Origin of the sequence: Streptomyces sp. NPDC058231 (assembly GCF_042882275.1) — a bacterium.
Taxonomy (GTDB): Bacteria; Actinomycetota; Actinomycetes; order Streptomycetales; family Streptomycetaceae; genus Streptomyces.
Genome location: NZ_JBHVWN010000060.1, coordinates 1 through 12,771 on the forward strand (window position 1 = coordinate 1; position 12,771 = coordinate 12,771).

General features: G+C 69.0%; 15 protein-coding genes. 1 reads left to right on the top strand and 14 read right to left on the bottom strand.

Annotation, left to right across the window (positions count from 1 at the left end; translation table 11 throughout):
- Positions 1-87: 87 nt before the first annotated feature.
- The 7 genes from ACFVXE_RS29730 to ACFVXE_RS29760 all read right to left on the bottom strand — a co-directional run bounded on the left by ACFVXE_RS29730 (position 88) and on the right by ACFVXE_RS29760 (position 4,629).
- The gene (locus tag ACFVXE_RS29730) at positions 88-630 is read right to left on the bottom strand and encodes an NUDIX hydrolase (RefSeq protein ID WP_389675778.1); all 543 of its coding nucleotides are present in this window, start codon (positions 628-630) and stop codon (positions 88-90) included.
- Positions 631-718: 88 nt separating this feature from the next.
- A complete protein-coding gene (locus tag ACFVXE_RS29735) occupies positions 719-1,543 on the bottom strand; it encodes a hypothetical protein (RefSeq protein ID WP_389675780.1) in 825 nt (274 codons plus the stop codon).
- A 3-nt stretch (positions 1,544-1,546) separates the two neighbouring features.
- Positions 1,547-1,867 carry a hypothetical protein gene (locus ACFVXE_RS29740; protein ID WP_389675782.1) on the bottom strand — a complete coding sequence of 107 codons (321 nt, stop codon included), beginning with the start codon at positions 1,865-1,867 and terminating at the stop codon, positions 1,547-1,549.
- 70 nt (positions 1,868-1,937) lie between these two features.
- Positions 1,938-2,249 carry a hypothetical protein gene (locus tag ACFVXE_RS29745; RefSeq protein ID WP_389675784.1) on the bottom strand — a complete coding sequence of 104 codons (312 nt, stop codon included), beginning with the start codon at positions 2,247-2,249 and terminating at the stop codon, positions 1,938-1,940.
- A gap of 1 nt (position 2,250) precedes the next feature.
- Positions 2,251-3,300, bottom strand: a complete 1,050-nt coding sequence (locus ACFVXE_RS29750) for a major capsid protein (RefSeq protein WP_389675786.1) — start codon at positions 3,298-3,300, stop codon at positions 2,251-2,253.
- A gap of 16 nt (positions 3,301-3,316) precedes the next feature.
- Complete coding sequence (locus ACFVXE_RS29755) at positions 3,317-3,724, bottom strand: head decoration protein (protein ID WP_389675788.1); 408 nt, start codon at positions 3,722-3,724, stop codon at positions 3,317-3,319.
- 113 nt (positions 3,725-3,837) lie between these two features.
- Positions 3,838-4,629, bottom strand: coding sequence for a hypothetical protein (locus tag ACFVXE_RS29760; protein WP_389675790.1), 792 nt, complete (start codon positions 4,627-4,629; stop codon positions 3,838-3,840).
- On the opposite strand from ACFVXE_RS29760, the gene ACFVXE_RS29765 reads away from it, so the two are divergent.
- The gene (locus tag ACFVXE_RS29765; RefSeq protein WP_389675857.1) at positions 4,620-5,480 is read left to right on the top strand and encodes an HNH endonuclease signature motif containing protein; all 861 of its coding nucleotides are present in this window, start codon (positions 4,620-4,622) and stop codon (positions 5,478-5,480) included. The two genes, ACFVXE_RS29760 and ACFVXE_RS29765, sit on opposite strands and share 10 nt — an antisense overlap.
- Here ACFVXE_RS29765 and ACFVXE_RS29770 read toward each other — a convergent pair.
- The 7 genes from ACFVXE_RS29770 to ACFVXE_RS29800 form a co-directional block, all read right to left on the bottom strand.
- A complete protein-coding gene (locus tag ACFVXE_RS29770; protein WP_389675792.1) occupies positions 5,477-7,387 on the bottom strand; it encodes a hypothetical protein in 1,911 nt (636 codons plus the stop codon). The two genes, ACFVXE_RS29765 and ACFVXE_RS29770, sit on opposite strands and share 4 nt — an antisense overlap.
- A gap of 196 nt (positions 7,388-7,583) precedes the next feature.
- Positions 7,584-8,261: a hypothetical protein gene (locus tag ACFVXE_RS29775; RefSeq protein ID WP_389675794.1), complete on the bottom strand. Its 678-nt coding sequence runs from the start codon at positions 8,259-8,261 to the stop codon at positions 7,584-7,586.
- Positions 8,262-8,472: 211 nt separating this feature from the next.
- Positions 8,473-9,612 carry a TIGR02391 family protein gene (locus tag ACFVXE_RS29780; RefSeq protein ID WP_389675796.1) on the bottom strand — a complete coding sequence of 380 codons (1,140 nt, stop codon included), beginning with the start codon at positions 9,610-9,612 and terminating at the stop codon, positions 8,473-8,475.
- A gap of 56 nt (positions 9,613-9,668) precedes the next feature.
- Positions 9,669-9,995 carry a hypothetical protein gene (locus ACFVXE_RS29785; RefSeq protein ID WP_389675798.1) on the bottom strand — a complete coding sequence of 109 codons (327 nt, stop codon included), beginning with the start codon at positions 9,993-9,995 and terminating at the stop codon, positions 9,669-9,671.
- 65 nt (positions 9,996-10,060) lie between these two features.
- Positions 10,061-11,614, bottom strand: a complete 1,554-nt coding sequence (locus ACFVXE_RS29790) for a terminase large subunit domain-containing protein (RefSeq protein ID WP_389675800.1) — start codon at positions 11,612-11,614, stop codon at positions 10,061-10,063.
- Positions 11,598-12,146, bottom strand: coding sequence for a hypothetical protein (locus ACFVXE_RS29795; RefSeq protein WP_389675801.1), 549 nt, complete (start codon positions 12,144-12,146; stop codon positions 11,598-11,600). Before ACFVXE_RS29795 ends, ACFVXE_RS29790 begins: the two co-directional genes overlap by 17 nt.
- 102 nt (positions 12,147-12,248) lie before the next feature.
- The gene (locus ACFVXE_RS29800; protein WP_389675803.1) at positions 12,249-12,764 is read right to left on the bottom strand and encodes a hypothetical protein; all 516 of its coding nucleotides are present in this window, start codon (positions 12,762-12,764) and stop codon (positions 12,249-12,251) included.
- Positions 12,765-12,771 lie beyond the last annotated feature (7 nt).

Genomic DNA, 12,771 nt, shown 5'->3' on the forward strand with positions numbered 1-12,771 from the left:
GAGTTGGTCACGGGTCTCGTCCGGGATGCGCATACCAGACCAACGAGCCCCAGGTCGGGAAGCAACACCTTGATGATCTGCAATCCCTTAGGCCTTGGCCGCCTCGTCCAGCAGGAAGTACAGCAGGCCGATCAGGGAGCCGCTGGAGACGATCTCACGCCGGTCGATCATGCCCCGGATTTCCGCGATCGGGATCCACTCGATCCGGTCGGTCTCATTGACCTCCGTCGGCGGGCCCCCATAGATGCCTGCCTCAGCGCGGAACACGTAGTGCTCGGAGTCGGTGATGCCGTTCGCCGGCTGCCCGTAGATCAGTGGCTCCACGGCCTTGACCTGCCAGCCGGTCTCCTCTTCCACCTCGCGGATCGCGGCCTGCTCCGGCGTCTCCCCAGCCCCGTCCTCGATCAGGCCCATGGGCAGTTCCCATGCCCACGTGTCGGTAATGAACCGGTGCCGCCACATCATCAGCACCCTCTTTTGGTCATCAACCACGACGGCGACCGCCAGGTGCCGAAGCTTGACCACATGGTGCTCCCAGCGGCGGCCATCCGGCTGCTGCACATCCGTCAGCCAGAGGCTGACCCACGGGTTCTCGTAGATCGGCCGTTCACCGTGGATCTGCCACTGCATGATGCTGCCCCTCTCGCGCCCTGTGATCGACCCCCAGCATGTCAGCCGAGCATGGCCGCTGCCCCAACTCCAGCATGCAGGAGCCGGATCAGGCCCGTGTCGCCTCCTGCGCATCTGGGCGGGGCCCGAACGCCCGCCCGCACCGCGGGTGGGAGATCGGCCACGCCGCGGCGTCCTCGACGGTGCGCAGCGTGCCTGTCGCCTTGTCGGGGTCCTTGTGGCTGGTCCAGCCGCACCCGACGCCGTCGAAGACCTCCATGTACTGCACGCCAGCCTCCCGCGCCCGGTTCAGGGTCCCCGAGTTGTAGGCCACCGCCGACTTGGCGAGGACCGCCGACTCCGCCCACGCCTGCACCGGCATCCGGGCGCCGCCCCGGTAGATGACGTACAGCAGCTGGTGCTCGGCGGCCAGCCGGTCGGCCAGCGACCTGGCGGCCTGCAGCGCCGTGGTGTTCCCTGCCGCGAGCAGCGGCACCTCACGGCGCGCCGCCTCGCGCACCGCCCGGTAGAACGCGGCCGCCATGCGCTGCTCCTCCTGTGAGCGGCGCAGGAAGTCGGCGTACGAGTCGGCGGCGAGCGACTGCAGGGCCTCGGTGTGGAGCAGCGTCCACGTGAACCGGCCACCCACCGTCTTAGCGGCCTGCTGCGCCCCCTGCTCGTACAGCAGCGGCAGCTGGCGGGTGACGAACGCGCGGGCTTCGGCGTCCACACGCTGCTGGAAGTCGACGATGGCGGCCTGGAACTCCGCGAGGCGGGCCACAACGTGAGGGGCGCGGCCCGACTCCGACAGGGCTGCCAGGACGGCGGCCTGCTGGTCGGCGAGGCGCTGCCAGGCGTCCTGCAGGACGGCGGCGACCCGGGCCGCAACGGTCTTCGCATCACCGGGTGTCAGTGGCGGGAACTCGTAGGCCACGGCTTACCGGTGCCAGCGGTGGGCGCGGCGCAGCGGCGCAATGACCAGTTCGGTGCCTCCGGTGGGGTCGTCCGGGGCGGTGGCAGCCTCGACGGATGCGATCTGCCGTTCCAGGCCGGTGAGGTTGTTGCTCTGGTCGAGGGTGACGACACCGTTGACGGTCAGCTGCAGCGGGTCGGCGAGCAGCCTGGCACGCCGCTCGCCCAGCACCTCCAGGGCGACGGCCTTCGCCGCACCGAGGCGGGTGTACCGGGCCTGCAGGTCGGCCGGGTCGGTGGCTGTGCCGAGCTGTGCTTGGAGCCAGGCGAGGACTGCGGGGTCCACGGGTGTCCTTCCGGGTAGCAGGACCGGCCCGGCACCCCGCAGCGGGCGCCGGGCCGGACCTGGCTCTGGGTTACTGCTCTCCGGTGGCCTTGCGGACCCGGGCCTTGGCGGCCGGCTTGGCCGGGGCCTCCGGCTCGCCCTCGGGCTCCGGCTCGGGGGCCGGTTCCGGTGCGGGCTCCGGGTCCGGTACCGGGTCGGGGGTCCGGCCGGCGTCCGGGTCCTGGTCGCCGCCGCCGTCCTCCTCCGCGTCGTCTTCCCACGCGTCGGGGTTGGTGATGGCCGCGGCCACGTCCTCGTCCGGCTCGTCGCCGGGCTGCAGGATCAGCAGCTCGTGCGTCTTGGGGTGCTCCAGGTGCACCGCTGTTGCCAGTCGCCGCCCCATGTCACAGCACCTTCGCGACGATGTGGCAGTCCGGCGCGAGGAGCACCGGCATGGCGACGGCCGCGCCCTTGGTCCACACCTGCGGCGGGTCGTCCTGCGAGCCCTTGGTGATGATCAGGCCGGGCGCGTCCTCGCGGATGATCTCCGGGTTGCTGCCGCGGGACAGCACGAGGGACTCCGCCGTGGTGCCGTACATGGTCTGGCCCCACTTCGTGCGGTCCGGCGGCACCATCACCCACCGGTCGTCCGGCAGCGGGCGCACCGTGGAGCCGTCGACGCGGACCTGCCCCTTGTACAGCTCGATCGGCGGCAGGCTGTAGTTGCCGCGCACCACGTTGACCTGCTGCGGTGTCAGGGTCGCCGTTGGCGTGGTCGACGGGTTCACCGACCCGTAGTAAGCGGCCCGGTAGGCGTTGTTCCTCCCCAGGTAGGAGAAGGCGCGGCGGCTGGTGACGACGAGCTCGGGGAACGGGGCGCTGATGGAGTCGAGGTAGTCCAGCCACCCCAGCTCGTCCTTGATCGGGTCCGACGTGGGGTCGGACCAAAGGACGGGTGCGGTCGGCATGTTCGCCGCCGGCACGAGGAAGTCGACGTCCGTGGTGAGGGCGTTCTCCGCCGCCAGGGAGAACTTGCCGTCGGTGAGAACGTCACCGGCGGCCAGCTCCAGGCGGGAGTTGACGGCCTCCACGTGCCGCTCGACGTCGTCGTACAGCAGCTCGATCAGTCGGTCCTGGTCGGCGCCGCGGGACGCCTCCTGCAGCAGGATCTCCATTTCGCCGACCAGCAGCTTCTGCCCCAGCGCGGGCAGCATGCCCTGGGTGCTGGTCGTCCACGCCTGGCGGTCGGCCAGTACGACGCTGGCGTCGTAGCTGCGGTACTTCGCGGCGTTGACGTAGCGGCCCTGGTTCTTGATCCGCCACATCACGTCGTGGACCTCCACCTTCGGGAAGATCGACTGCGTGAGCAGGAAGTCAGCCGGGGTGGGGATCTCGCGGGCGAACGTGGTCAGGTCCTGAACGGTGACGCCCTTGATGAGGTCTGCAATGGTCATGTTCGGGCCTCCTTCCTTAGACGAAGCGGATCTGGCAGGTGGCGGACGGCACGACCGGGGCGACGACGACGGGGAGCTTCGCGGTCTTCACCGAGCCGTGCCACAGCAGCGCGGCCGGAACCTTGGTCTGGGTGGGGTTGAACAGCACCTCGGCGAACACGAACCCGGCGAGGTTCTGCCGGCCGTCGGTGGCCCCCGTGGCGTACAGGCCATACAGCCCCGAGGCGGTGATCTTGCCGACGGGCACACCGGACAGAAACCGGCTGTACGGCACGGTGCTGTCCGTCGACGCGAAGAAGTGCGTGCCAGCGGCGAACGTCGTCATATCGAGGGTGATGGAGTCGGTCTGGTCGGTGCCGTGCAGCGACGCCAGCCAGGACCGGTCGGCGGTCAGGCTCTGGGTCGTGGTGACCGGCTGAAGCATGAGTCCTCCGTGGACGCGATCAGGCGGATGATCGTCCGCTCACCAGGTGGTGGCGTCGTCCACGGAAAGGGGCGTGGTCCCCTCAGTCCGGCCTTGTCCCGCCGGTGGGAAGTTCAGGTGGTGGGCTTGGTGTAGCCGCGTCGGCGGGCCATCTCCGCGCCGGCCGCGCCCCGCTTGGGGACGTTGCTACCGCGCTGCGGGGGCCCACCTGCAGGTGAACCACCGGGCGCAGGCGCCGGGGTGACTGTTTTGCCGAACAGCTCCGGGCGCCGGGCCTTGAGTGCGGTGGCCGCACCGGTGACGGCCTGCTCGTCGGCGTCGTCGTCGACGGTCAGCAGACGTTCGGCGTCGGCAAGGTCCACACCGGTGGCACCAAGCGCGACGAGGGCAGCACGGCGCACCGCGGCCTTCTCGCGGGCGGCAGCAGAAGCCTCACGGGCGGCAGCTGCAGCAGCAGCGTCGTCGGCGGCCTTCTCCCGGCGCTGCACCTCCGTCAGCTGCGCGTCCTGCGCGTCCTGCTGCGCCTTGACGAACGCGGCCAGGTCGTCAGTCTTGGCGAACCCCAGCTGCTCCACGAGCTTGCGCACCGCAGCACGTTCGCCCTGCTGCTTCTCGCGGGCCAGCAGCCTGGTCAGCGTCTCCTGGTCCAGCGTCTGCCCCGTCTGGGGAGCAGGCTGGTCGGGGTCGGGCAGCTGGTCGTTGGACGGGTCGGTGGGATCCGCGCCCACGATCGGGAAGATCGGGCGGCCATCACGCCGGCGACCGATGGGGGTGTGGGGGTCGGGCAGCGGGCGGGCCATCACGGTGTCGTCCTCCAGCAGCAGCGCCCCCGCGCCGTCGATCAGTGTAACTGCGTCGCCCGACGCTCTACCGGTGAGAACATGGGCAGTTGTCGATGAAGGCACTTCGGCCGCGCTCACTGGCCGCCGACCGGAACCTGAAAGGCACGAACATGGCCATTTCCGACCGGACGCGAAAGATCATCTGGATCGAGGCCGGTGGCCGTTGTGCCATCTGCAAGGAACAGGTGATGACCCCCGGGACCGACAGCGACGATCCCTCCATATTCGGCGAAGAGGCGCACATCGTGGGGCGGTCGAAGAGCGGCCCCAGGGGAGGCGGTCTCGACGAGGATCTTCTCGACGGTCATGCCAACTTGCTTCTCTTGTGCAGCAAAGATCACAAACGAGTTGACGACCAGACCAGCCACTTCACGGTGGAGCGGCTTCGAAGCATCAAAGCGGAGCACGCAGCATGGGTCAGATCTACGGGTGATCAAGAAGGCGGCCGGCTGAGACTCGTACCGGATCCGACCTTCCCGCAGCCCTTGGTCTTGCAGGTCATCACGCGCGGTAACCCCCTGTGGAACATGATCAAAGAGAGCATGGCGTTTGAGTACGCCCTCCCTGATCATCTTCCTGACGGCGACGAAGACGCCATCGTCGAGTTTCTGGACCTACTGCGGGATTACCTGGACATCGCGTCGGAGCTGGACAGCGTCCGAGACAACCGTGATGCCGAGAAGGCGATCCAGAGGTACGTTGGCCAACTTGCCGAAAGAGGGTTCGTCGTGGGTGCGTATGTGCGCCACTTGCTTCTGAGCGGTGGCGCTCGCCAGGAGGCCACTCCATGGCCAATGCTGCGAGTCGAGGTTCAGCACCACTCAGAGGCCGTCCTTGCCGATAGCAACGGCAAGCCGTACCCAGGCGCGGCTGAGAGCAGCAACGACGGCTCGGCGGACCACCCCATGCCTTAACGGGGCACCTGCCTCGTGCTGCCGGGCGGCAACAGCACCGACGCCTTAGAGGTGCTGGCGGGAATGAGCGGCACCGGCGGCACACCGGGGTCGGCCTTCGGTAGCCCCAGGTACTCGCGGACCACCGCGTTGTCGCCGGTGGCGTCCGCGAGGCGCGCGGCCTGCTCGAACGCCCGCTTTTGGATGCGCTCGACCTCCTCGGCGACGTCCTCGACGGGATATCCGGCTTCCTGCAGCATCCGCACAGCCGTCTCCAGTGAGAACACACCCGCCCCGTAACCGGCCACCACGTCAGCGAGGACGGTGGTGCGGTCGGTCGGGGTGTGCGCACCCCACACCAGGCGTGCGGGCAGCGACTCGCCGGCGGGCCATACCTGTCCGGCCTGGTGCAGGCGCTGCACCATGCGCAGCATCAGCACGTACTTGTGGGTGCGGGCCAGACGCATCGCGGCGATCAGCGAGTCCAGCGGCCCCAAGGCCAGCTGCAGCGCATATCCCGACGGCACCGACGACGGGTCGAGGCTGCCCAATCCAGCTGTGGTCAGGCGGGTGTTCGAGGCCAGCCGGTCAAGCATGTGGTCGATGCGCTGGCGCAGTTCGGCGAGCTGCGCCGAGGTGTCCAAAGCGTCCATGCGCCCGCTGTCGGACAGCTGCCACACCGTCCCGGCTTCGACGCGCACCGGCAGCGGCTGCCCGGTGGTGCGGTCAATGGGAAGGCGGGCCCCGGACAGGGCAACGATCGGGGTACCGGTCGTCGCCGACGCGGACGCACTGTCGGTGTCGGTGGCGGCCAGCTCGTCCAGCAGCTGCAGCACGGTACCCAGCGACGACTTGCCCCAGTGCTCGCCGCCGTCGGGGATGGTGTTGGGGACGTGCACGACCGGGATGAAGTCACACATCAGGTCGAGGCGGTCCAGGACCTGCGCGTCGGAGCGAACCCTGTAGGACGCCTTGTCGGCGGGCAGGGAGTACAGGTCGTGGGCTGCGCCGAGGTCTTCCAGCAGCCATTCGGCATCTGTCAGGTAGCACGTGGTGCCCGAGGGGCGGCCCGGAGCCCACGGGTAGGTGCGCTGCACCATGCCGGTCACCGGATGCAGGGTGTCGCCGACGGTCAGCGCGGGGTCGCCGTCAGCGCCTGCGACCTGCTCACGGATGGTGCGGCCGTCCTCGGTGATGCCGGGCGCAGTCGCCGCACCGATCGGCCCCAGCTCGTAAGTGATGCGTCGCACCCGGGCTTTCAGCCCGCGCACCGGGTCGGCGGGCAGCTCCCACGCGAAGTGCACCCGTGAGGGGTATTCGGAGCTGTCCTGCTCGCCGTCGTCCCACTCGGGGAAGTAGAACCCGGGGTCGTAGGTGCGCAGCAGCACGCGTTGCTTGGCCGGTTCCCACGCCAGGGTGTACACGGCGTCGCCGCAGCGCACCGCGCACCGTTCGGCCTGCTGGATCCGCAGCGGCCAAAGCTCCTTGTCCGCCCAGGCCCGCAGCCGCTCCTGCACGTCGGCGGCCTGAACAGCACCGGGCGGCGGGGCGCCACCCTCGTCACGCCCGGCCCGATCGGCGCCGGCGGACCCGTGGTGCTGCTCGGCGTGCTCGGCACCGGGCACCACGATGGTCTGCTCCGCGCCCAGCAGATAGCCCAGCGTGGTGTCGATGAGCTTGGCCGGGTCGCCCAACTCGCGGCGCTCCAGGCCGTGATGGTCGCCGGTGGCGGCGGCGAGCTGCCCGGCCTGGTTGTTGTCGTACGCGGCCAAAAGTTTGTACACGGCCAAACGCCGCCGGTCCGGCTCGGGCACCCACGAGTGGTTGATCTCGGGGAAGGCACGGTGGCCGGGGCGTTGCGGGTCGGCCATGGCCGGTTTGTAGTTGATCCACGACCAGGCGTCGATGACCAGTTCGCGCAGCCTCAACGGATGCCTCCAGGCATGCAAGGCCCCGCGCCTGCGCCGCCCAGGATACGGGCAGGACCGTTCCCAGGGTCTTCGGGACACCGAGGGGCCACGTGTACGAGCCGGGCCAGACCAGCCACGTGATCCGCATGGTGCTGCGGGGCCCGGACTCGGTGCGCGTTGTGAAGCGCGAGGACCGCATTAGCCTGCGCAGATATCAGGTCTGCTTCCACAGGGTCGCAGAGAACTCGATGCGCTCGGGGGGAGCCGTGCGGCGGTCCCTGTCGCCGCCCACCAGACGGGAGATCTTCAGGCGTACAACGCTGCCTTGGTCAGTGACGAGACAGAATCCGCTTCCCACTTTGAGGGGCCACTCCGCCATCTCCACTCCAGTGAAAGCGCCCAGCTTGGCATCAGTGGCGCACTCCTCCGGCGTATCGGGCAACGTGTCGAGCTGAGCCACAGGGCGGTCCTTACCGATGAAGAGGTTGCCCCAAATGTCATTGGAATAGCCCAAGTCGGGTGCGTAGGGCACGCCCTGTTCCTCCGCGTCCTGCTTGAGAGCCGCCCAATCGTCCTCTGTGTAGATCTTCGAGATCGGTTCATCGAAGTCCAGAGAGCCGACGCTGGGGAAGGCTGGCAGCCCCACGCTCATCTTCTGATCGTCGTAGAACACGACGTACGTCTTCGTCGCCGAACTGGTCTCTGGGCTGGAGGGAGCCGAGGCGGAGGGGCCAGGCGCGCCGTCGTTAGGGGCCCGGCTGGGGCTCGGCGACGAGACCGCCGGATTCGGTGCTGCCGGGGTCTTGGGCTCATCGTCGTTGACGAAAAGCGCGGCGAGTGCCACAACTGCAGCAAAAATCGCGGGGATGGCCGTGATCACCGCTGCAATCACGCCTCCCCTGCCCTCCCCCAACCCCCGGTAGTGCCTGCGGGCACGTTGCGTAAGGGATAGGCCACCTGCGGGCGGTGGGGGAGGAGTCGGAGTGGGATTACCCGGAGTGGGGGGTGGTGGCGGGTTGGGATTACCCGAAGTGGGGGGTGGTGTCGTAGACACGCTCGGCGCCTCTCTTTGTCTCGGCCCGGAAGTGATAGAGCGCCCCCGCCTACGAAGTAGGGCCGGCGGCCTTGCGCTTATCGTCCTCGATGTCGAGACGGCGCATGAGGAAGCTGGCGAAGATCAGCATCTCTTCGGCCTCGTCGCGGTCGTCCTTCTCGTCCGGCCCGTGACTGCGAGGGTTGCGTAGCGCGCCCATCGCACCCTTGAACAGGAACTGCATGCCGGTCTGCTCGCTCTCCAGGGAGCCGCCCGTGGACCGGGTCACTGTCAGCATCGGGGGTCCTGGTTTGGTGTTGAAGGCAATGCCCATGAGCCTGTCGCCGACCGCGCTACTGTGGCCGACCAGTGTGTCTACCCGGTGCTCCACCGCCTGGAACGCACTCCTTACCGCGTCGTTGTAGGCGCCGCGGTTGTACCTCTCCTCAGCAACCTCCGCGATCAGCGGATGCAGATTGCAGGTGACAGACATGGGCTCCGGAGATCCCGCGGCGGGGGCGGGCTCGGCGAACAGCGGTGGCTGCAGCATCACCTCCGGCTCACGCTTGGAGAACGGGCGCAGATCGGCCTCAGTGCGCTCGGTCCCCAGGGCTTGTGTGCGAACCCACCAGTACTGCTGAAGGTTCGTAACGGCGGCGAACGGCCGGATGTCGCGGTTGAAGTACAGGCGCGCCGCTTCCAGCCTGTCCGGGTTGCTGCCGCCTCCCTGAAAGCACGGCTCTTGAACGGCGAGCCGCATGACCGCGAAGATAGAGCGCACGGCATTTGGGTGACTGTCGCCGGGCGCCGCTCCCAGGTCTTTGTTCGTGAGCTGCGGCATCTCTCCAGGGTTCGGGGGACGCCAGGTCCTCTCGATCAACGCCGCTTTGCGCACCATGACTAGAAACGCCGCGAGGATTGGGCCTGCCCCGGTGCAGTTCGCCGCGCCGGCGACGGTGAGCGAGAGCTGCTGGTCGGGCTGCGGGGTGTGCAGCACATTCGGGTCCAGGCCACGTAGAAGCGCAGGACACAGCTGCTGCACCGCGCTCTCCCACTCCCACCCCTGCCCGTACAGTGCGCGGTCGATGTCGTCGAAGACGGGCCACACCAAACGCTCAGTGAACAGTGACCAGATGGCGTCGAGGAGGACTTGGCCTGCTTCTCCCGTGGGGCGCGGCAATCCCTCTGGCGCGATGGTCCGTTCAATCACGTGCTGCCCCCGGCGTCTGACCCTGAACGATGCCCGCAGGCTACTACTGGGCAGGGCTACGGGGTGGCGGGGTCAGTGCAGGCGTGCATCCACGTCCCGTGCAGCAGGCCCTTCTGCTCCGAGTCGAGCAGGTTGTCCCACGCGGACTGGCACGACTCGTCGTCGGGCGTCTTGGCGGTGGCCCGCAGGTTCGCCCGGGCGTAGCGCCCAGCCTCCACTGAGGCATCCTCATGGGCCTGCGCGGAGGCTTTGATCTGCTTCGAGATCTGCTCATGCGTCGGTGCTGCGGGCGTGGGCCACAGCATGACGGCGGCGGCAACAGCGCCCGCCAACACCACGGTTGCGGCACCGATTCGGACGTCGGTTCTCCCCCAGATTGTCATGGCCGGGAGGCTAGCAGTCCGATACGGCCAGGGGCGTTTCCCCTTATGGGGCCGTTTCCGGAGGTCTAACGGCGTCCGCCGAGGCGGTCGTCGTGGATGTGTCCGGCCACTGCGGCGAGCTGGTCGGGGTCGGCGAGTTCGGTCAGTCCGTGGACGGCGGCGTCCATGCGGTCGGGGGAGTCCATGCCGACGACCCAGGTGGCCATCTGCTCTTCGAGGCGGACGTGGGCGCCGACGTGGTGGATGAGGCCCTGCTCGTAGAGCTGGGCGATGGGTTCGGCGCGCAGGCGTTTGCCGACCTTCGCGGTGACTTCGAGGACTCTGGGCATGAGCTGTCCGGCGGTCGTGCCGTCGCGGCGCAGCTGCTCCCATGCCTGGGAGAGGACCTGTCGGGCCATGTCGCCGCCGTAGTTGGACTCCACGACGATCGCGTCGGCTTTGAGGGCGAGGGCGAGGCGGCACGCGCTGAGGCCCCAGTCGTTGGCGCCCATGGAAGCGGAGCGGTCCTCGAGGACGTACAGGTGACCGTCGAAGCCGCGTGCGGCGCCGATGATGCCGGTCTCGTCGCCGACTGAGGACTCTCCGCCGGCGGGGTCGACGGCGACGATGACGCGGGCCAGGTCGAGGCCGCCGAACTCGACGGTGGTGATGCGGTTGTCCGTGATCCAGGCGCGCTGCCACACACCGCCCTCCGGGGGGCGGGGCTTTTGCTGGTAGAGGGCGGCCCATACGCGTTCGCCGACGCGGCGGCGGGTCGTGGCGTGGTGGTCGGCGTCGAAGCGTTCGGGCCACAGGGGTTCACCGTTCGCGCGGCCCAGGGGGTCGTCGGGGGAGTCGGCGAGGGCGGGCAGGTCGATGACGTGCCACTCGTTGGCCTGTGCGTCGGCGAGGATGCGGCCGGCGAGGTCGTCTTCGTTCCATCGGGTCTGGATGACGCAGATCGCCCCGTCGGGTTCGAGGCGGGTCTGCAGGACGGACTGCCACCACTCCCACGTCTTGCGGCGCATGCTGGGCGAGTCGGCGGAGGCCATGTCCTGCACGGGGTCGTCGACCAGGGCGATGGTGGCGCCCTTGCCGGTGAGGCTGCCGCCGATGCCCGCGGCGACGAGGCCCCCTTGGTGGCCTGCGATGTCGAAGCGCATTGCGGCCCGCGAGCTGGGGTTGAGGTGGATGCCGAGCTCGTCGCCCCACGTTTCGATGGCGTCGCGGATCCACCGGGAGTGTTCCTCGGCGAGGTCACCGGAGTAGGAGGTGATCATGATGCGGCGTTCGGGGTGCTGGCGCAGGTACCACAGGGGTGCCCAGCGCGAGGCCCGGCGGGACTTGCCGTGACGTGGCGGCATGGTGATCATCACGCGGTCGGCGCGGCCCTCGGCCATGTCGATCCACGCCTGGTCGATGAGGTGGAGGTGGCGGGCCTGCATCTCGCGGCGTTCGGTGAGGACGGCGGCCATCGCACCGGGTGAGGCGTCCATGGCGATGTGGCGTTCGATGCGGGCGAGCTGGACGCGCAGCTCCGGGGAGGCCTTCGCAGCCATGGCGCGTCGCAGTGCCGGCGGCCTGGTGCGGTATGCGGTCAGCAGCTTGGTTTCGCGGTCGCTGCTAGTCATCAGAGCCATGTGCGGCCTCCTCGGATATGCCGATCAGGGCTTCGAGTTCGTCGAGAGCGATGGCGGTCAGGTCGCTGCCCGAAGCGGCCGGGGTGACGATCTCCGTCTTGTTCGGCTTGTCGAGGCCGTTCATGCGGGCGCGGCGCTCCATGATGCGAAGGGCCCGGTCGATGGCGGGCAGGTCGCCGTCCTTGACGGCTTGGCGGTACGCGACGAAGAACAGCCGGTCCAGGCGCAGGTTCTCCACGGCGCGCAGCTCGTCGGCCTTCTCGTCCTGCTCGGTCGTGCGCTCCTTGAGCGCCTGGCGCACGTCTTTGCAGGCGGCGTTGATGAGCTGGTCGTCGGCCGGTGGCTCCAGGCCCTTCTTGTACCGGTCGATGCCGTAGCCCTGCGGGTAGGCGATGCGGTCGGAGTTGATGGCCGGGTCGGCGGCGAGTTTCCGGCCGACGGTGAGCCAGTCCACACCGGCGAGGCGTAGGTCGATGGCGTCCGCTCGCCGCTGCGCGATAGCGGCGCGCGCGGCCTTGTCGGGGCGTCCCACCAGCCGTGGTCCTCTCGCTGCTGCGCGCCCCCGCGCCAGGAAACATGATGGCATTACGGCCCGGCGACCTGGTGTGGCCGCCGGGCCGTAGTGCAGGTGGTGCTACAGGAAGGTCAGCTGCTCGGGTGCGTCAGGGTCGTGCGGCAGCTGGCCGGGTGGTGGTGCGTCGGGTGCGTTGCGGTTGGCGCGCAGCCACCATGCGAACTGCCAGTTGCGGCAGGTGCGGTACAGGTACTGGTGGCGGCGCGGTGCGGTGGCGGGGATGGAGTGCTCGCCCCATCCGGTGATGGGGCGGGCGTTGTCGAGCGTCACGTGCAGGCCCGGCACCAGGGCCGGGCCTTCCCAGTGGTGGCCTTCGGCGTAGTCGAAGGCCAGGTGTGCGTTGGAAGCCCAGTCCCACGGGTGGGGCAGGGCGCACAGGTACCAGGCCAGCGGCCGGTTCTCCGCCGGCAGCGTGACTTTCTGTTGAGGTGCCCGCGGGTTGAGCGGCGCCCGGTCGGCTTCCCCGAAGGTTTCCAGGCAGTGCTTGTCCAGGTTGATGTGACGGACCCCGGCCAACCACATGATCAGGTACGGTGCGGCGGCGGTGATCCCAACCCGTACGGGCGGTTGCGGCATTACGGTA